Source organism: Calothrix sp. CCY 0018 (assembly GCF_963920925.1).
Lineage (GTDB): Bacteria > Cyanobacteriota > Cyanobacteriia > Cyanobacteriales > Nostocaceae > Rivularia.
Window position 1 is genome coordinate 109,298 of the sequence record NZ_CAWUDI010000018.1, and the last position, 20,292, is coordinate 129,589.

13 protein-coding genes and 2 pseudogenes are annotated in these 20,292 nt (G+C 38.5%); 6 read left to right on the top strand and 9 right to left on the bottom strand.

Going from position 1 to position 20,292, the window contains the following annotated elements; translation table 11 throughout:
- The first annotated feature begins 4 nt into the window (after window positions 1-4).
- The 4 genes from ACM03V_RS15070 (at window position 5) to ACM03V_RS15085 (ending at window position 3,388) form a co-directional block, all read left to right on the top strand.
- Entirely contained in the window at window positions 5-361 is a 357-nt protein-coding gene (locus tag ACM03V_RS15070; protein WP_414621605.1) for a hypothetical protein, read from the top strand.
- Between the two features lie 760 nt (window positions 362-1,121).
- The gene (locus tag ACM03V_RS15075; protein WP_414621625.1) at window positions 1,122-1,340 is read left to right on the top strand and encodes an HNH endonuclease; all 219 of its coding nucleotides are present in this window, start codon (window positions 1,122-1,124) and stop codon (window positions 1,338-1,340) included.
- A gap of 187 nt (window positions 1,341-1,527) precedes the next feature.
- Entirely contained in the window at window positions 1,528-2,586 is a 1,059-nt protein-coding gene (locus tag ACM03V_RS15080) for a type IV toxin-antitoxin system AbiEi family antitoxin (RefSeq protein WP_414621606.1), read from the top strand.
- Complete coding sequence (locus ACM03V_RS15085; protein ID WP_414621607.1) at window positions 2,579-3,388, top strand: nucleotidyl transferase AbiEii/AbiGii toxin family protein; 810 nt, start codon at window positions 2,579-2,581, stop codon at window positions 3,386-3,388. Before ACM03V_RS15080 ends, ACM03V_RS15085 begins: the two co-directional genes overlap by 8 nt.
- Before the next feature lie 106 nt (window positions 3,389-3,494).
- On the opposite strand, the pseudogene ACM03V_RS15090 reads toward ACM03V_RS15085, so the two are convergent.
- A pseudogene (locus ACM03V_RS15090) lies at window positions 3,495-3,674 on the bottom strand (recombinase family protein); the annotation flags it as partial.
- Window positions 3,675-3,854: 180 nt separating this feature from the next.
- Between ACM03V_RS15090 and ACM03V_RS15095 the strand changes: the two are divergent.
- Entirely contained in the window at window positions 3,855-4,250 is a 396-nt protein-coding gene (locus ACM03V_RS15095; RefSeq protein WP_414621626.1) for a transposase, read from the top strand.
- A gap of 229 nt (window positions 4,251-4,479) precedes the next feature.
- On the opposite strand, the pseudogene ACM03V_RS15100 reads toward ACM03V_RS15095, so the two are convergent.
- The 8 genes and pseudogenes from ACM03V_RS15100 to ACM03V_RS15135 all read right to left on the bottom strand — a co-directional run.
- Window positions 4,480-4,620 (bottom strand): annotated as a pseudogene (locus tag ACM03V_RS15100) (ISAzo13 family transposase); the annotation flags it as partial.
- Between the two features lie 202 nt (window positions 4,621-4,822).
- A complete protein-coding gene (locus ACM03V_RS15105) occupies window positions 4,823-5,332 on the bottom strand; it encodes a DUF3598 family protein (protein ID WP_414621608.1) in 510 nt (169 codons plus the stop codon).
- A gap of 69 nt (window positions 5,333-5,401) precedes the next feature.
- Window positions 5,402-6,115, bottom strand: a complete 714-nt coding sequence (locus ACM03V_RS15110; RefSeq protein WP_414621609.1) for a hypothetical protein — start codon at window positions 6,113-6,115, stop codon at window positions 5,402-5,404.
- 124 nt (window positions 6,116-6,239) lie between these two features.
- Entirely contained in the window at window positions 6,240-13,490 is a 7,251-nt protein-coding gene (locus tag ACM03V_RS15115; RefSeq protein WP_414621610.1) for an aminotransferase class III-fold pyridoxal phosphate-dependent enzyme, read from the bottom strand.
- 57 nt (window positions 13,491-13,547) lie between these two features.
- Complete coding sequence (locus tag ACM03V_RS15120) at window positions 13,548-15,008, bottom strand: acyl-CoA-binding protein (protein WP_414621611.1); 1,461 nt, start codon at window positions 15,006-15,008, stop codon at window positions 13,548-13,550.
- A 16-nt stretch (window positions 15,009-15,024) separates the two neighbouring features.
- Entirely contained in the window at window positions 15,025-16,764 is a 1,740-nt protein-coding gene (locus ACM03V_RS15125) for a fatty acyl-AMP ligase (RefSeq protein ID WP_414621612.1), read from the bottom strand.
- 23 nt (window positions 16,765-16,787) lie between these two features.
- The gene (locus ACM03V_RS15130) at window positions 16,788-17,645 is read right to left on the bottom strand and encodes a hypothetical protein (RefSeq protein WP_414621613.1); all 858 of its coding nucleotides are present in this window, start codon (window positions 17,643-17,645) and stop codon (window positions 16,788-16,790) included.
- 262 nt (window positions 17,646-17,907) lie between these two features.
- Window positions 17,908-18,234 carry a hypothetical protein gene (locus ACM03V_RS15135; RefSeq protein WP_414621614.1) on the bottom strand — a complete coding sequence of 109 codons (327 nt, stop codon included), beginning with the start codon at window positions 18,232-18,234 and terminating at the stop codon, window positions 17,908-17,910.
- Window positions 18,235-19,495: 1,261 nt separating this feature from the next.
- On the opposite strand from ACM03V_RS15135, the gene ACM03V_RS15140 reads away from it, so the two are divergent.
- Window positions 19,496-20,287: a hypothetical protein gene (locus ACM03V_RS15140; RefSeq protein ID WP_414621615.1), complete on the top strand. Its 792-nt coding sequence runs from the start codon at window positions 19,496-19,498 to the stop codon at window positions 20,285-20,287.
- The last annotated feature ends 5 nt before the right edge of the window (window positions 20,288-20,292 follow it).

Here is a 20,292-nt window from a genome sequence, read left to right on the forward strand (position 1 = left end):
TATTATGGCAAAATTTCAAGAACGGTTTAATGCAAAAATGAAAGAATGGTACGAAAGTGAATATAGCAGCATCAAGCTTTTTACTACCGAATACCAAAGAATGCTTGCTTATTTATGGGCTTGTAGCGAAGCTAGAAAGTCTGAAGAAAACATTCTAGAAATTAAAGAGTTTGGAAGTGCAAATAGAAAAGCTATTGGTGATTCAAATTACGATCAATTGCTTCGTAACCGAGACTATTGCTGTGGTTGTGGAGAGACATACAGATTAGAAAATTTAGGTATTTGTGTAGAGTGCGACAATCTTTTTTGCTATCGTTGCAATCGTAAAAGATGCGGTTGTAATGGAGAAGTTGTAGGCTAGTACACCACGGCTTAAATAAGGCAACCATTAAAAATGGCTGAAAAGCTTAGAAAATCAAACTTCTTACTTCTTACTTCTTACTTCTTACTTCCGCCAAGCGGTACTAGTACAAGTCGGCGTAAATAAGGCAACCATTAAAAATAGCTGAAAAGCCTAGAAAATCAAACTTCTTACTTCTTACTTCTTACTTCTTACTTCCGCGAAGCGGTACTAGTGCCTTGTTTACCTTGCGTAGTGGTCGTATTTCTTGGCAGGAAGGAGAAGGCACAGCAGAAGAACCCTGGAATATTATTGTGCGCCCCCAGTAATAGAGGTGCGGGTTTACCGCAGTGGTGGCTACTCAATCACCTCCGAGCAAGGAGGAACCCACCTTAATTTTTATTTTTGGCAAATCGAAGCGGGAGCTATTTTCCTGGGGGTTCTGCCAAAACGTTTAAACCCTTATATATCAATAGTTTAGGCTTCATCAGTGTCAATTGATTTAGTTTTTTAATAGCAATTTGCTAGAAAAAAATCGGACTGCTGGCTTAACACCTGAAGATGAGAAAATATGGCAAGGTTATCAGTACTTAGAGCATCGCAGTGAGAATGGCAAAAGCTAGAGCTTTCTTAAAACTTAAGGAAACTCAAGCGTTGTGGGAGTAAAACATATATTAACTCAGCTCTGCGTAAACAGGTTTATCAGAGAGCAAGAGGGTGCTGTGAATATTGCTTACTTCCCGATATTGCAGCTTTCGCTCCTCACGAAGTCGATCATGTTATTGCTGAAAAACACGGAGGTTTGACCGAAGCAGAAAACCTAGCTCTTGCTTGCACCTTATGTAATAAACATAAAGGTAGTGACTTAACATCTATAGACCCCGAAACCGGCGATATTGTGCCGTTATACCACCCTCGAAAAGACCAATGGCGCGAGCATTTTAAAATAAAAGACGCTCTTCTTTATTGCTTTGAGTTCAAAAGCTCGCGTAACAATTAGATTGTTACAGTTAAATCAAAAGGACAAAATTGAAGAGCGTCAGTATTTGTTAGAAGCGGGAATATTGGATTTATAAAAGTATCAATATTGGTATACCGTAAACTATTAAGGCACGCACGAAAAAACTTGGCTGAACGAACTCATATTTCGTTAATATAAATAAGTTAGATAAAAATTCTCATCCAGTATGCAACATGAAGAAAAGTTATTGCAGCAATGCTTAGAAAACCTTGAATTATTACCGAATATCCAAATCACTCCAAAAAGTATACCAAATAAGCGAGTCGATAGTAAAGAAACAGGAATAATTACAATTCACAGTCCGTTAAAGTCGGTCGATTATATGTACGCTATTCAACCAGATGTCACCAGCACAACGGCTGAAGTTGTCATAGATTATTTGCTACTGAAGCAACAAAAACTAAATGAAAAACTTTTTCTTATCACTCGTTCTCTATCAGAAACTGCTATTGATAAGTTAGTAGCAAATAATATTGAGTTTATCGACACGAATGGTAATATTTATCTAAATAATTCAGCCGCATATATTTTTATTCGCAGAAAACATCTGTTTCAAGAAAAATCAGTATCAAATTCACAAATTACTTTCAATAATCTTAAAGTTATTTATGTTCTACTGAAATCTCCTGATATTTTAAGAGCATCATTGGAAGAATTGGCTCTTGCTGCTGGAGTAACATTCATAACGGTAAATGATACCTTGAAAAATTTGTATAAATTAGGTTATCTGCAACAGCAACGTGATGGTAAATATATTATTACTCGTTATAGTAAACTCCTAGAACGTTGGGAAATGGGCTATGCTGAAACTCTGCGACCAGAATTATTGCTTGGAACTTATACACCTACTTTAAGGAGTAAATTCACGGAAGTTGCGGATAACCTGATTCAAAAAGCCAAGGAAAATAACTTTCTAATTGGTGGAGAATTAGGAGCTGCAATCGCAACTTCTTATCTAATTCCTACAGGAGCAGTTCTATATGTTAAAGAAAATCATCAATTAATAGCTGAAGAACTGAAACTAAAGCCGAGTCCAGAAGGCAATATCATTTGTTGTCAACAATTTGGTTCCCATAATGCATATGATTATAATCAATCCAAACAAGTAGTAGTAGATCCGTTATTGATTTATGCTGAGTTGATGATGGAAAATAATGAGCGTCTGGAGGAAACGGCCAAACGTGTTTTTGTTAAATACATAGAGAACAGACAGCAAAATGCTTGAAGCTAATAATAAGCGAAAGCTAATTTTGCTGGATATGAAAAGTATAGTTGATAACTTACAGCTATCAATATTGTTAGTTGGAGCAGGTGCAAGAATTTTAGTTTTTGATAATCGGTATAATATTGAAGGTAGAGCGACAACAGACTTGGATTTTGCAGTAAAAGTTAATAATTGGTTGGATTTTCATACTTTAAGTACTGAGATGACTCAAGGAGCTAATCCTTGCTTTCGACACACAAAGATTCAGCATAGGTTTATACATATTTCAACTCACATTGAGGTAGATATAGTTCCATTTGGTGCTATTGGAGAGCCAAATCAAGAAATACAGTGGTCAAATGGGACGAAAATGAGTATAGTCGGTTTCAATGAAGCTTTCTCGACCGCAGAATCTTTATTAATCGAAGATATTGAATTTAAAGTTGTTAATCTCCCTACTTTAATTGTATTAAAATTGATTGCATGGAATGACAGAAAAGCTACAAAGGATTTAGAAGATATTTATTTTGTCTTAAAAAATTATAATGATGATAACCGCGTATTTGTAGAGCTAGTTGATGAATTATCTCAAGGGCTGGTTGAGTATGAAGAAACAGGAAGTTTTTTGATTGGACGTGATATTAGAAACAATTTTTCTTCGGCAACAATAGAGCAACTGATTAAGATTATTTCTCAAATATTACAAAAAAGAAATTCTCTATTTCCTCAATTGATTTCTCGTACAGTTGAGCCAGATGAATGGAATATTCGATTTGATACAATTGTGCGCTTTTTTGAAGCCTTAAACAAGGGAATAGGATGATTCAAACTCTACAGATTGAGACTATTAAGCTACGCCAAAATCCTTATATCACAGTACTTCCGGTGGATGGAAACCAAGAATAATATCTTCCTTCGGAACCCCAGGAATCCCCTTCTTTCATAAAATCCAAAGCTTTTTGCAGCCCTGGGCGGCTGTCCTTAGCACCGCTCATTCGGTCTTCAAATAAATTTCGCGAATCAATACCTGCGTTGAGCAATGCATCTCGCTGCAAGTCGGTTGTCTGACGGTCGCTATCACTCGCAACCCGCATATAGCCAACTAACATATCCGAAAAACCCTATATCCTTATTATCGGACACTACAACAATCCGACACTGTTTTTCGGACAGTATTAAATGAAGCTTGGTGTGAAACAATTCTCTCCACAGAACTTACTCCAGAAGAGCGTACCGACATCCAAATTAATTTGAAAACTTGGCAAGACGAGTGGAATGCAGATTTTAGTTTGGCGATCGCCGATAAGGAAGGAAATCTCGATTGGAAGGTTCCGGCCCGTAGATGGAACTGTGATACGCGCCCATCAACACGCCGCAGGGGGAAAAAAGGGGGCGAAGAAGATGAAAAGTTAGGGCGTTCTCGCGGTGGTTTCAGTACAAAAATACACATACGATGTGAAGGTTTTGGAAAACCGATAACTTTTCTTCTCAGCCCAGGTCAGCGAAACGAGTCGCTTTTTCTCGAACAATTGATGGAACAGGGCACTGTAAAGCGTTCTGGGCGAGGTCGTCCGCGCATTCGTCCCTTAAGACTGGTTGGAGATAAAGGTTACACGAGTCGTCGAATCCGTAATTATCTACGTCGTCGTGGTATCCGTCTTACTATCCCTCTTATTGTCTACTGAACCGCGTCGCGGTCCATTCAACCGAGAAGTTTACAGCTAAACCTAGAAGCCTTTTTACTGTATTAAAAGCATCTTCAATTCGCCAAGGTTTTTGGTATAAATCTGCGCTCCCTCAGCCCGTGGCTTCGAGATAAGCCGCCGAGACCGACATTCCAAAATAGATGCGTGCAACACCTTTGATCGCCCGGTGCATTGAAGCAAGATCGGTCAGGTAGCCCTGCACAACCTCGCCCAATTCTTTTTGAGCAAGTAGTTGACCTCCGTAACCCAGTTCCATTACAGTTTGAGCTTGAAAACGCCGTCCCGTAGAACCTTTTAAATTAGATGCTGTTTCTTTAAGTAGATTTTTAAGTGAGTCAGTTAATTCAATAGACACGGTCTATTGCACCCAAAATTATAACTATTTATAGTTCAATTTACTACCCACTCTCTAGAATGATTATCATTTTTATCTTTGATTATTTTATTTATTGGAAGTCCCTTAGATGATATTTTAGGGAATTTGTCCATTAGAAAGTTATTAATTCCGCTAATCTGATGCAAGTAAAATATGCTGCGTCTACGTACAACTTTCACGTCGCGCATCTCGGCTCAATGCCAACTTTATGTTCAACAACAAGCATGAATCCACTAATTTTTCCATGTGGTGCTTTAAATTGTTGCAAAGTTCTAATTCGTTCGTTTTCACTAATAAAATTAATAATTTCTGTTGCTAATGGAGAGCCTGTTTCTTTATCGAATACGCTGATAATGATTAAATTATCACTATGTTCTTCAACAAGCATCAGAAAGTTACAATAAGGATAATCGGGACTTTCAAAAATTACCTTACCTTCCTCCACTGCTTTACCAAAAAAGTTGATATTAACAACTTGACCATTCGGATATTTATTCTGATTAGTTTGTACCCATTGATTGTTAACAATTTTTTGGTTCAAAGTTGATGTAAATCTTTCAATTTCATTACCATCTTGGTCTAAGCGAATCCACTTACCTTCCCATATACCAGCAAATTTTGGTAAAACTTTAAAGTTCTTGAGTTGGATTTGATTATTTATTTCAAAATTAAGCGAATTTATCATTGATTTATTCATAGATATTTATACATAAATATTTAATTCTTTTTCATGCTTGATTGTCAGATTTAAAAACTACCAATAAATGTGCCAAGCGTCTTGCGAAAAAAAGCAGTGTCCTTGGAGCGTTATTCTCTCATCGCCAGGTTTAACAATTTGAAATGGAGGAACTCGGTGAAAATAAAGTCCGGACTGAAGCGCAAGCTGACCAGCTTGATAGGGATAAAAGGTTTTTTTTCTGGAATTGAGAAGTTTCTTAATTTCTGTCTGGGAAAGTCCACTCACCTCTGTATCATGCAAATCCCACATATCCAAACCGCAATTGCTGTTTGCGACCCTAACTGCTAATGTAAAAGTGATTACCTTATCTAAATTAATTTCTTTTAAAGTCTCTGAGTTAAGTAGCTTATACTGGCTATCGCAGTGTGGTGGACTTCCTACTCCCCAACTGGGATGCAATTTGTAATCATCATCCCAAATAAGAATATGAAACCCAGGCAAAGCTGATGTTTTTAAGTAATGCGTTGGTTTTTTAAATTTTTTTGCTAGTGCATTAGATAACTTTTCATATAGCCACCTGAAATGCTCGCGCATTATAGGATTGAAAACTTTTATTTTTTGTTCATATAATTTTAAGTTATCTGCCTTTGCTTGTTTATAAATTGGACTCCCTAATATAAAAAAAGGAAGCAATGGTTCTAGTTGTTCCCATAAATTTCTTATACTATAAATTTGGTAACGAACTTCTAAACATTCTGTTTCATTAAGCAGATTCACGTATTCTAGCATAGACATACCACTCAGATGATTTGTTACTCAATTAAATATTTGTAAATGTGGAATTAATTACCAGGGCTTAAAAGCTATTAGTTCCACCGCTCCACCGTTGGCAATTTGATAGAGATTTAAACTTTTATGGTTCTATTACTTTCCGCTTAAAGTTCTTTAGCTTTCGGATGCTAGCCGCTTCTAAATTTTGTTCTTCTGCCATCTGTTTTTGTCTATCGGATTTTGTAAGTCTTTCTACAATTGCATCTATCCAGATATCAGGTTGTTTGATGGCAGTGCGTAAAATTGTTTCAAATTGCTCCATCCAATGGTGAATTGTAGAAGCTTTATAAATATCTGAATTATAATTACACTTTAATACCAGTTGAGTCTCTATTTCAATTATATTCCAAGTAAGTTCCCGCCGAGCGATGCCAGTATAATTTGTAAATCCCTCAACTTCAAGTCCAAAAAACTTTAGATCCACACCAAATTTATCTATGTTAATTAGTGTTGTAATTAAAGGTGGACGACTAGGATCGCGCTTAATATTCAGTTGCTTTAGTAAGTGACTAAGAGGATAATTTTGATGCTCGTAACCATTCAAAAATACTTTTCTTATAGCAGTAAGATAGTCGCTAAAACTTTGGTTTTTAACTGAAAACCGCAATGGCAATACATTGGCACAATAACCTACTAGGTCTTTACCTCCTACACGAGATTGTCCAGCAATAGGAACACCAATTACTATGTCTTTTTGTCCCAAAAAATGATATAGTAATAGATTAAGTAGGGCTATCAAAGTCATCAACAAGGTACATCCATGGTGAGTACTGAAACTTTTTAGCTCCCGCAACCATTCAGCATCAATAATCGTCGTTTGCTCAACCCCAGCGTAAGTTTGAACGATGGGACGAGGATAATCTGTAGGCAACTCTAAGATGGGGATAGAATTAGCAAATTGTGCTAACCAGTAAGCTTTATCTTCTGCCATTTTCTCGGTGTGACTTTGCTGTTCTTGCCATTTGATATATTCGCTCAGTTGCATCGGTTCTTCAAGTTGGTAGGAAATTCCTTGAGATTCTGCGGAATATATTTTGCCTAAGTCATTAAAAATCACATCAATAGACCAGCCATCAATAATGATATGATGAGCAGTTAACACTAACTGATACAGTTGTGACTCTAACTTGATAATTTGCACCCGGAACAAAGGTCCAACGCTTAGGTTGAAAGGTTTGCGTGCTTCTTTTTGTAACCGCTCATCAACTTTAAACTTGCACTCATTACTATCCAAGTTTGAAAAATCAATTATCGGAATATCTATGTTCACATCAGGCAATATCTGCTGAAAATCTCCTTGAGTACTGATAATAGTTCTTAATGCCTCATGCCGATTTATGACTTTTTGCATTGCTTGTTGTATCGCTTTTAAGTTAAGCGAACCCTTTAGTCGTAGACTCACAGATTCATTGTAGGCAATTGAACCTTCTTCACTCATCTGCGCCAGAACCCAAAGTTGTTTTTGAGCCTCAGTCAGGGGAATCTTGCGTGCTGCTTCCGCTATAATCACGGACTGTGGGGGTAGAACTGCTAACTTTTCCGACTCAGTTTGAACGCATACAGCTTCTCTAAATCCGCTTTCTTTCAATAGTGTTTGCCATTGGGAAGTTGAAAGTAATGGGTAAGATGGTCGCAAATCTTCATCACAAAATTTCCACCATCCCTCGGTTAACCCAAATATTAAATCTAACCAACGCTGAGGAGATGTTCCTTCCATCAGCACTAGCAATCCCCCTGGAACCAACAACTGCAATACGTGCTTGAGTGATTGTCGTAAACTACTTGTAGCATGTAGCACGTTGGCTGCAATAATTATATCAAACTGATGAGGCGCAAATCCCTGTTTTTCAGGCTCTTTTTCGATATCTAAAACTTGATATTGAATGTATGGATAATCACTAAACTTTTGCTTAGCTTTATCCATGAATCGGGGGGATAAATCGGTAAATACATATTCCGTTTGTTTGGCTCGCAGGTGAGGTAGAATATGGGCTGTTGTTCCCCCGGTTCCCGCACCAATTTCTAGAATTCGCACCCCATCACCACCGGGCAGATTTTCCAATGCGATCGCAATTGTCCTTTGCACCAGAGTATTCATTATCCGAGCTACTGGTGAATCCTGATAAAGTTTAGTTAAGCTTGTGGAATCACCGTTAGGGAATAACAATTGTAACGGGTGACGTTTTCCTTGCAATACTTGTGCTAGTTCTTGACCGCAACGCTGTAGTAAAGATAGTTCTGCCTCCAAAGCAGAGTATTCCATTAAAATAGTTTGGACTTGTAACAATTGGTCTTGAATTTCCGGTACTTGCAGCACTTCCCATTGCTCGTCAACTTGAGTGAGTATTTTTTCTTCTACCATTATCGAGAGCAAACAACCTAGTAACCGTCGATGTTGGTTAACTATGCCTAACTGCTGAGCTATCATCGAAAATGTGAATTTTTTGCCTCGCTCAAACTTCCAACCCATTTGTTTGAAGGCTTTTAAAATATAGGTGAGACTCAAAGCCTCCAATTTAATTAATCCTTGTTGATAAGCTTCTAAGTCTTGTTGGGAAATTAATTGATTGTATTCGGTTGTGAGACGATGAATAATTTGTTTGGGGGTTAACTTTTCGATTGTTGCGCTTTGTTCTAGTGGGGTGGTATTAAATGATGATGCTAGACTTAAATGCTTTTGATTAGCTGACAATTTGCTCGAACATTTGAGCAAAAAACCTCCTTGTTGCAGTTCATCTATACTATCTTTTACTGCCTTAATTATGTAATCAATATCTGCATCGGTATGTGCTGTGGAAAGAAAACAGGTACGCCCTTCCCAGATATAAACACCCTTCTCCAGTAGATGATAGAATAGCAAATCCTGATTTTCCCAAAAGGCAAAACGAAACAGCGAACCAAAATGCTCGATGCGTATAGGTACATCCTTCTCTTCAAAGAAAGAATTAAGTGTTTGAGCTAACAAAGATGTACGGTGATTCAACTTTTCTTGAAGAGCAGCACCTTGTTTCTTAAGATGCTGGAGTACTGCCAAAGCTGCAACCATCCCTGCATGATTTTTATTAAAAGTTCCTCCGAAAAATATCTTTTGAGTCTGTGGATATGAAGCATCACCAAAGTTCCACAAACCACCATCAATACCGCTCATGTACTTGATTTTACCAGCTACAACTCCCATGGGAGTCCCACCACCGACAATCTTTCCATAAGTTACGATATCTGCTTTAATGTCAAACCAAGCTTGCGCTCCCCCTGGGTGTATGCGAAAACCTGTAAGAACTTCATCAAAGATGAGTGCTATTCCCGATACTTCTGTCAATTCTCTCAATTGCTGTAAAAACTTTTTAGGTTGTAAATCGGGTCGGCGACTCTGCACGGGTTCGACTAATACAGCAGCTAATTCCCTAGCATGAGCTTGCAAAATCTCAAGGGATTTTGGATTTCCATAATCGAGCAATAAAACGTCTTCAACTAAGTTCTGAGATACTCCCGAAGCAATAGGTATTGCTTTGATTTGACCTTTCGGTGCTGTAGCCAAAACTCCATCAAAATGACCATGATAAGAATTAGCAAATAAAGCAACTTTATTACGACCTGTTTCCGAACGCGCTAGACGTAGGGCTGTCATTACTGCTTCTGTACCTGAATTACAAAAAGCAACTCGCTCCATACCTGTCAGTTCGCATATTAACTGAGCTACCTCTCCCGCTAATTTGGACTGCGGTCCAATTTTTATACCTTGTTGTCTATGGTGCTTTTCCAGTGCTTCAGTCACAAACTGCGGATCGTGACCAAAAAGAAGCACGCCGAAGCCCATAGTTATATCTACATATTCATTAGCGTCTATATCCCAAAATCTTGACCCTTGCGCTCGCTCTCCGACGATGGGATAAAGCATCTCCTTAATAGAGGGGCGGAATCCAAATATACCTCTACTATCAGCTAATACCGAACGATAAGCTTCTGCTCTTTGCTTGGATTTTTGCGTTTTATTGGTATATCGGACTACTAGCTCTTCTAAGTGGCGCTGTTGCTGTGGATTTAGTTGCTTAACTTGATTGGTCGCAACTGGCTGGCAAGAAAATGGCTCAACACGAGCATCTGTTTTTACCGGCTGAGTTTTTTCGACGCTTTTACTAACATCAACCCTAGCTACAGTTGCTTGTTCTGGGGACGGAGAAACTTCGGTTTTAGTCACTCTATTTTGTAAGATTTCTAACTGCTGAGACATTACCTTTAGTTGCTGGCTAATAATTCGCTCTAATGCTGTTTCGGGCAATGTTCCAGTTGAGGTGGGAATTGGTATACTATCAAAAGTTGGTTCTGGAAACTCTATCTTGGAGGTCAGTTGCTCCCTAGGTTCTGGCTCGGATTTCGCTGCTGATTTTTCTGGAGGTAAATTTTGATTAATGCAGGTTGCTAGCGCTTCAATGGTTCGATATTCTTCAAATAACTGGCTAATCGCAATCTTGATCCCATAGAATTTTTCAATTGCTGCGATAACATCAATAAGGATAAGCGAATCAGCCCCCATTTCTAAAAAAGGCGTATAAATATCTACTTCTTCCAGTGGCAATTGCAGTATATTCCCTATTAAATAACGCAATCTTGACAAAATCTGCTGCTTGGTGTCTTTATTTACGTCTTTTGGTTCTTGGGATACTTTTGCACCTAATTTCTGTTGGCTCATGACTTGAGAGGAATCTTTAATCCAGTAACGTTGACGTTGGAAGGGATAGTATGGAAGTGATAACCTCCAAGGTAAGTAGTCTTGCTCAAATCCGATCCAGTTGACATCCACTCCCTGCACGTACAAAGCAGATAAGCTCAAAAGCAATGCTTGCCAATCTTGTTTTTCTGGAGTTAGGGAACAGAGCCAAGTTGTATTCAAAAGGCATTTTTGACCGATTCTTGAGAGGATAGGCTTGCAACCGATTTCTAAAAATATTTTATAGCCTTGTTCAAACAAAGTATTTATCCCCCCCATGAAATTCACTGGCTTCCTGGTATGCTCTTGCCAATAATTTGCATCGGGAATAAAACCAGAAGGCAGAATTTCGCCGTTCAAATTAGAAATCAAGGGTAAGTTTGGAGTTTTAAACTGTACAAAACTTGTCAATTTTTCATAATTATCCAGCATCGGTTCGATGAGTGGAGAGTGAAAGGCGTGAGAAACTCGTAATTGTTGAGTTTTAATTCCTTCTGCTTCTAAGCTGGTTACTACTTGCCGAACTTTTCCTCGCTCTCCGGAAATGACAATATTTTCAGGACTGTTAATTGTGGCGATGGAAATTTCTTGTGAATATGGTTGAATAGCTGCTTCTACTTTATTAAGCTCGGCAAATACAGCAACCATTTCACCAGTTTGGGGCAAAGCTTGCATTAAACTAGCTCGTTGAGCAACTAATTTCAGCCCTTCCTCAAGGCTAAATACCCCCGCAACACAAGCAGCGACATATTCACCCAAACTATGACCCATTACCACATCAGGAGTTATACCCCAAGATTGCCATAATTGTGCAAGGGCATATTCAATGGCAAATAAAGCGGGTTGGGTGTAGGCGGTTTCGTTTACAAGAGAACTTTCACCCCCAGCTGGATATAAAATCGATAGCAAGGGCTTTTCTAAATAAGGACGTAGAATTTCGTCGCAGCGTTCTAGGGTTTTTCGGAAGCTGGGTTGGGTTTCGTAAAGTTGACGACCCATGTCTACGTACTGGGAACCCTGACCCGTGAATAAAAATGCTATTTTTGGGCGCTTGCGACCGACTACCTTGCCGTTAAATAATCCAGATGTTTGTTTTTTATCAGTAAAATTACTGAGGTGATTCACCAACTGTTGATGTGACTCAGCTACAATTGCCAGCCGATGAGAAAAATGCGATCGCCCGGTATTCGCAGTAAAACAAACATCTGTTAAAGATAGTTCGGGATGGCAAACTAAGAAATCCGCATAACGTTGCGCTAGTTCTTTTAAAGCGGTCTCGTTTTTAGCTGATAATGTGAGAATATGGTGGGTATTATTCCTTTCAATTAGTTGCCGACTCTGTTCCGGTGCTGCTTCTAAAATCACATGACAATTAGTGCCACCGAAGCTAAAACCACTCACCCCTGCTAAACGGCTATCGCCAATTTTAGCCCATGGCTGACATTGGGTGGGAATAAAAAACGGCGTTCCCTCTAAACCCAGATGGGGATTTAACTGCCGCAAATGTAGGTGGGGGGGAATTTCCCCATGTTGTAGCGATAACACCACCTTAATCAAACCCGCTATTCCGGCTGCTGGTTCCAAATGGCCGATATTTGTCTTTACCGACCCAATTCCACAGAGCTGATCGGGGGAACGTCCTTGCATCAAGACTGCCTTTAAGGCTCTAATTTCAATTGGATCTCCCAAAGCAGTGCCAGTTCCGTGGGCTTCAATATAGCCAATTTCTGCTGGTGCAACACCGGCGTTTTTCAAAGCTTGGCGAATTACTGCTTGTTGAGCCAAGCCATTAGGTGCAGTAATACCGTTACTGAGTCCATCATGATTAACTGCCGAACCCTTAATAACCGCCAGGATACGGTCTTTATCCAAAATGGCATCGCTCAGACGCTTGAGAATCGCAATCCCACAACCTTCTCCCCTAACATAACCATCGGCACTAGCGTCAAATGTTTTACACCGACCATCAGGTGCCATCATTCGGGTTTGGGAGAAGGTAATTGTCATGTCTGGCGATAGCATCAGGCTCACCCCTCCAGCAATGACCAAGTTGGACTCGCCACTCCGCAAACTTTGACAAGCAGAGTGAATGGCTACTAAGGATGAGGAGCAGGCTGTTTCTATAGCCATACTCGGTCCATGCAGATCCAATAAATAAGATAAGCGATTGGCAGCAAGGCTCAATGTCAAACCGGGGGCATTATGACTATTAATGTTGGATAAATCCTTACATAAAAACCTACCATAGTCATAGTTACCAATTCCAATAAAAACCCCAGTTTGGCTACCCGCTAGACGTTGTGGTACGATTGCTGCATCTTCCAAAGCCTCCCATGCTACTTCCAAAACTAATCTTTGCTGGGGGTCCATGCGTTCAGCTTCCCCAGGAGAAATTCCGAAAAAACCCGGATCGAATCGATCGACACAATCCAAAAAACCACCCCAACGGGTGTTCATTTTGCCTTTTGTAGTTGGATCGGGGTCATAATAGGCATCAACATCCCATCTATATGAAGGTACTTGGGCGATGGCATCGATACCATTACGCAAAAGTTTCCAGAATGATTCGGAATTGTTAGCATTGGGAAAACGGCAACCGATGCCGATAATCGCTATAGGTTCCACTTTTGACCTCTGGGTTAGGTATATTATAAGATTATTTTCCTTGACCAAAACAAGCGATTACGCCAAGACTTGTATTTCCCGTGCTATGTGCCCGGATAAAGCCTCAATAGTGGGGTATTCGTACACAAGGGTCGGAGCAAGTTGATATCCCACCCAAGCTTCTAAATCCCCAATCAGAACAGTTCCTTCTGCCGATGACAAACCATAACGCTCAAAGGGAACGTTGATTTCGATTTCCACAGGCTGCATTTCCAGCAGTTCAGCTAGATAAAATATTAACCAACTTTGAATATCCCCTGCTTGAAACTGCCCCTTGTTGGCACTTCCACTATTGATTATACCGCTGGTCGAATCTTTGGTATCCTTTCGTGGCAGAGTTGCTATCAATTGGCTGTAACGCTTCATTGCTTCTGCTTGAGTAATACCTTTATATTGATTCCACGCTTGCCATTGAATATATTTGCGCGGATGTAAAATTGGATTCGGTTCAAGCTCAGCACAATCTCCTTCGGTTGCCTGTTTTTCTAAGCCGTAAATTTCTAGTTGTAGTTTACCTTCAGGAACATTTACACGACCAAAACGAACAAAATTAGACATTAGTTGAAATTCTACTTCAGTTTCATCTAAATCATGCCAATCTCTAACTACATTATGTCCGTAATTATCGCGTCCTGAAACTAAAATACAAAAATGCCTTTTGATGTTATGTCCATTTTCATCAATAAAATCTCTTTTAGTGCGATAGGGATAAACCTGGGTACTCGGACGGACATAACGTCCAATAATTGCCAGACGACGGCGATTCGATTGATTTGGCAATGAGCCATGCATTACACTTTCAGTAAAAATAACCGCTTGACCGGCTTTGACTGGCACTGATTCTACTTCCCAGTCATTTTGATCGAATTCATAAGACAAAGAGTATTGCTGCTCTTTTTGCCAAACTGTTTTATGGGCACTGATTCCAGCAAACACACCCTCAGACGCAGAAACGCTCCCCTTCAATATTTTAAATATTTGCTGATGCGAGCCATTAGCGAAACGTATACAACCATTTTCAAGGTCGGCATCTTCAAGTGCTACCCATACAGTTAAATTTAAAGGGTCTTCATCGGTCGAATAAACTAAGGTTTTCTTCTTAAAATCTATGTCGCTAGATGTATAGAATTCTTTTGCTTGATGCCATTTTATTTCTCCTTGTCCCGGCATTTTACAAAAAACATTAGTATACCAAAGTAATAAATTTTCTCCAGCTATTTGATTTAATTTTTGAATTAAATTAGTCCGCTTAAAAAGTGTATATATTGGTTGATGAAAAAGATGATGGTCGCGGGGAGTTTCTAGGTTATAGACATTATTATAAAAGGTGATAATTTGCTGACCATCTGCTTCTTTGATTGTGCGGCTATTGGTTTCTAAACATTCTTTAACTGCGGAAATTTCTGCTGCTGAAAAAATATCAACAGGACCGACCCATCCTTTTTCTTGAAAATGTTTAATATTAGCTTGAGTTAACACAAATCTATCTCTCTTTTTATAATACTGCTGTTAATTTATGGAACGTATCTGGAGTCAACACATCCAGCGTATTATTCAATAATTTTTGGCGGCAAGCCTGACGCGCAATCTTGCCACTGGATGTCTTAGGAATAGTTGCCGTTTTTATTAGTACAATACTATGAACCCGAATGTCATGTTCTACTGCTACTGCTTGACGAATGTTGCCGACGACTTCATTTATATCTAGCCGACGCAGATAACTCCGCTCTACTTCTTGAACTACAACTAATTTTTCGGAACTTTTAAATTCTACTGCAAAAGCTGCCCCACAACCGCAGCGCAATGCCTGATGACTATTTTCAACAGTTAATTCAATATCTTGAGGATAATGATTGCGTCCTTGAATGATTATGATATCTTTGAGCCGCCCTGTAATGAATAACTCGCCATTTTTAATAAAACCTAAATCACCTGTACGCAGAAATTGTTTGTCAGTACTACCAAATAGGGTTGCTTGAAAGGTTTGCTGGGTCTTTTCTGGGTTTCTCCAGTAACCTTGAGCTACAGTAGAACCCGATACCCAAATTTCCCCTACTTGCTCTTCTCGACATTCCCTTAAAGATTCGGGATCTACAATTAAAATTTTCGTATCAATTTCGCTGCGTCCACATCCAACTAAAGTTTGCACATTCTGTTGATTTGCTTTAGCCTCTACTATCCGATTTCGTAATAGTGCATCTGTATCAACTTGCAAAAAAACAGGCATATCTTGTTGACGCACCGCAGCCACTTTCAGGGTTGCTTCTGCCAAACCATAACCAGGACAGAAAGCAGTTAAATCAAACCCGCAAGGTTTAAAGGTTTGTGCAAATCTTTGTAAGACATCTGCTCTAACTGGTTCGGCACCGTTTAAAGCCATCTGCCAACTGCTTAAATCTAAACTAGTTTTTTGCTCCGAGGTTATTTTACGCACGCACAAATCGTAGGCAAAATTTGGAGCGCCACTATGAGTAGCTTTGTAAATCGAAATCGCTTGTAGCCATCGTACTGGTTTGTGTAGAAAAGAGACAGGGGACATCATGTAACAGGAAAAGCCTTTATACAAAGGTTCGATGACTCCATAGATTAGCCCCATATCATGAAAGGTTGGCAACCAAGTGACAATGGTACTATTGATATTGTGATTCCATCCCAAATCTAGATCCGCACAATTAGATAGCAGATTGCCGTGGCTAACCATTACTCCCTTGGGAGTACCTGTAGAACCAGAGGTGTATTGTAGAAGGGCTAATGTATCCCTATTGACAATTGGTTTCTGCCATGAGTCTGCCAAATTTATGTCAATTTTATCGGTGGTTAGCCATTTTAACTTGGCTAAGTCTGGGTTTTCTCCTAACCAACGCTGACTATTAGCTAAAACAAATGTATTTGTCAAGGCAAAGGTAGCTTCTGCATCTGTTGCAATCCCCAATAATCTTGAGATTGACTGATTCCCACGGGGAGGATAAACGGGAACGGCTACAACCCCTGCGTAGAGGCATCCGAAAAAAGCGCTAATAAATTCTAAACCAGGGGAGTAAACTAGTAAGGCTCGTTGGGAGCTAGCGTTAAAACTCTGAAGTTTCGAGGCGATCGCCCGTGCCAATCGCTCTAATTCTTGATAATATAAGGTATCTGCCTCTACGTCTCCATCCTTAAGAAAGGTATAAGCTTTCTTATCTGGCTGGTATCGCGCTCTTTGTTCCAATGCATCTACCAAAGTAGAAAATTCCATAACGTTATTGTCCTATCAACCGGCTAACTCCAGTAGAAAAGTTTTTCGCGATGCTTTGAAAATGCGAGAAATCCACCAACAGTTATCCGACGACGAGAACCTTCAACCGCAGAAACACGATGTAAAATTCTACCTGCATCAAATACAACTAGAGAACCAGCTTCAGGACTAAGATACATTTTGTCATAGTTTTCCATCACATCGGCAATCAACTTGCCGTTTACCAAACCATTCTTCTTGGTTCCACCATGTTCTTTATCCGGCCACTGAGTCTGCGACCATTCTAGATCGTAAAGAACCAATTCTCCTCCAGTATCAGCAGCACTCAATACCACAAAATAGCTGAGATGATCTTCCGGTTCAACTATAGTTTCCAGATGACGATATCCAGGCGTACAATGCAAAAACTGATTTTCAAAATGCCAGCCCATATCCTGCCCTGTCTCTAATACTCTAATTGTAGTTGGAGTATAAGCGTAACCAGAAGGAGTCACAGGTAGCTCAACCGGACTTTCACCAGACATTGCACCGAGTACTTCAATTAACCGTGTCTCGAAATCAGTCCCTTGACTAAAAAGTTGGCGGCAATATTTACGAAAATCAATTGCTTCTTGACAGTATTTGGTTATATCCTCACCGTATACGTATAATGCTGGTCCATAAATCAAAATATCCCCAAAAGGCGACCCCGGAAATTGCTCTTTGCGCGTTAGCTGACTGACTACGTTGGATATTTCTTCTTGAGAAAAGAAATTCTTTACGATCATACCATTAATCTGGCGATCACAAATACCTCTAATCCCCTCTGGATACTTATGGATTTCACTGACATCTATTTCAACAAAGTCATATAGACACTTCGCTACAGGTGATTGAATCATGAATTAAGTAAATGGGGTTGAGAATCGTAATTATGAGGAGAAAGTGGTTCGCTCCGAATCAGGTTTTGAGTATCTACTCTATTAAGGCTTTGTTACACGAATATCTCTGAATCCTTGCCAACCCGCACACTTTTATCATTGACTAGCTTAATAGATAAATCTTTTGATTCGCAAGAAGACTGATGTATTTATGCAGCAAAGCCTCCATACATCGGGTTCGTTTTTCAAAACTAACTAGATGTATATAATCTTAAATCAAATTTTAACTGGCACTAATTGCGCTACCGATGTGGCAACTGCTGGTGCAATACGTATCCATCATTGAAGCTACCATTGGGTTTAGTTCGTATTGAGTTTTTAAACCATTTATGTACTCTCTTACATCACCTTCAGTAACATCAAAGCCCTGTTCTTTTGCAAATTCAGCAACTTTTGTAATTGTAGCTTCTAATTTTTCTTGTGCACTAGCACCCTTGATGTCGGCAAAGCTTTGGGCTAACTTTTGAGCGCTTCCCGATGCGTTCGCTACCAGATCATTATTTTCTGTGGACATCGATTTCATGAATGTAGTTAATTGCGCTAAAGACATTTTATTTCTCCGATTATTGAGTGGTTTACGTAGCTGGCGTTGCGGTATTATCAAGAACACATTTTCCTTTCCTATAACTAGAAAGAGTTTTTAATTAAAATGTGTTTCTGAGTGAAAAAATTTTAAATTGTTGTCTGACTTTTACAAATTAAAGTTTAAGCAAATCTAATTCATAGCTAAATTCAGCAATGAAACCTTTACTTTAATATGCACGATATGCCCTACAACTTCTGTAATACTAGAACACACTTTCTCTGCTTTATACGACAATACACATATTTAGCGATTCCCTAATAAAACAGATTACTTTTACAAACAACATGTATCACATCTCACTAGATATATCAATAGCAAGAGCCAGTTTATTACGTTCTATCTCCAAGATATTTGTAATAATTAATACTAATTTATGGTTTAAGCTTATAGCTATATATCTTTTTTTTGCTTAAGCTTGTAACTATACATCACTATTTAACTAAACCAATACAAGTATGTATAAAACATACAAGTATTTTCTTGATTATCAGGAGTTATTACTTAAAAATTTGTTGAGATGAAAATTTTACCTGAAAAAAACTTAACATAGTAAAGTAATAAATATTGCTAATTTTTTATTCCGGATTTATACGTAAAGCATTAATAAGTTAAGTATTACCAAACAATCTAAAGAAATATTAAAATAAATATCGGTTTGGATTTATTTTGTGGTTAATATGGAAACGAAATATTATTTTAGGTTTGGAAAAAATTAGCTGTGGCATATACTAATAGGACTTATGCAATTGTCTTAATACAAGGATGGTGCGTGAGACAAAAGCCCTTATTTTTCGCTTAAAATCAGCCGAAGTCTCAGGCACCCTACAAGAAAAAGGTGCGCCGTTGCGTAAGTTCTGACTAAAAAAGGATGAATTTTATTTGATTGATAATCGAATCTCGTGTATAAACTTTGTTGTAATAATATTTGTAAAATCTAAATATATACTCGGATTCAGCAACCGCGAAAAGTTGACGTTGGAACATTAATTTAAGCAAATAATAAGATGTAATAGTGTATATAACTGAGTTAAACAATATTTTAAAGCTGGTTATGAAGCGAAAATGGAAGCTTTAATATCATCAGGTTGAGATTATAAGTGTTGATAATTAAGCAAAAAAACGGCAAAAATTAAAAACATTTAAGTCTAAATATAGGTAAATATTAGGCTTTGCTTAGTGCGGCAGAAAAATAAATGATAGAACAAACGAAATTAATACTAAAGTTATGAAAATAGAAGCATTAGCAAATAAGTGGCTGAGCTTTGACGTAGAGTTAGCCAGCGATTATCCAGATGGTATCGATCAAATTATTCAAGGTGAAATAGATGGAATAGTCCTCAAAAAAGCCTTTTCAAAAGCAGAAATGTTAGAAGTTAAGCAAAAACTTCAGAACGAACTTAACGAGCAAGAACCCGTGGTATACGGTACAACACTTGGTTGTATTCTGATGGCGGCAGATAATGATATTGAAAGATATTTCCAAAGTGCAGACAGATTTAGAGAAAAGTTAAAGAGACTGTTTAACAAAAGTTTTGAGGCAAGAATTGAAGGAATATTAAGTAAAATTTCAGGTGGAAGAAAAGTAGAGGTAGCAAAAAAAAATGAACAGCAGAATTATACTCCTGCTACAATTAGATTTGTCCATCCATATCTAGGAGGAATAGGCGTACATAAAAATAATGATTTTATAGATAAGCCATATTACAATCATTTAAATAAAATTACAAAATTAGTAAATGCTCTCAGCTATTTTGTAATTATTAAAAAGGCAGAAAAAGGCGGAGATTTAGTACTTTATAATTTATCGGATCGACAGCCGATGACTTTGACAAAGGATTTAAATTTAGAAAGTTATTCAAAAACATATATTAGCCCCGATATTGGAGATATGGTTGTTTTTCATGGGGGAAATATAGTGCATCAAATTACAGATGTTAAAAGCGATGAACCAAGGATTACTATTGGTGGTTTCTTAGCTATGTCCAAAGATGAGCAAAAAATTCTCTATTGGAGTTAATTATA

Bases quoted from the DNA above. Each gene is read 5' to 3' on its own strand.
- ACM03V_RS15070 (WP_414621605.1), top strand. From the start codon at position 5: ATGGCAAAATTTCAAGAACGGTTTAATGCAAAAATGAAAGAATGGTAC.
- ACM03V_RS15080 (WP_414621606.1), top strand. From the start codon at position 1,528: ATGCAACATGAAGAAAAGTTATTGCAGCAATGCTTAGAAAACCTTGAA.
- ACM03V_RS15085 (WP_414621607.1), top strand. From the start codon at position 2,579: ATGCTTGAAGCTAATAATAAGCGAAAGCTAATTTTGCTGGATATGAAA.
- ACM03V_RS15105 (WP_414621608.1), bottom strand. From the start codon at position 5,332: ATGATAAATTCGCTTAATTTTGAAATAAATAATCAAATCCAACTCAAG.
- ACM03V_RS15110 (WP_414621609.1), bottom strand. From the start codon at position 6,115: ATGCTAGAATACGTGAATCTGCTTAATGAAACAGAATGTTTAGAAGTT.
- ACM03V_RS15125 (WP_414621612.1), bottom strand. From the start codon at position 16,764: ATGGAATTTTCTACTTTGGTAGATGCATTGGAACAAAGAGCGCGATAC.
- ACM03V_RS15130 (WP_414621613.1), bottom strand. From the start codon at position 17,645: ATGATTCAATCACCTGTAGCGAAGTGTCTATATGACTTTGTTGAAATA.
- ACM03V_RS15135 (WP_414621614.1), bottom strand. From the start codon at position 18,234: ATGTCTTTAGCGCAATTAACTACATTCATGAAATCGATGTCCACAGAA.
- ACM03V_RS15140 (WP_414621615.1), top strand. From the start codon at position 19,496: ATGAAAATAGAAGCATTAGCAAATAAGTGGCTGAGCTTTGACGTAGAG.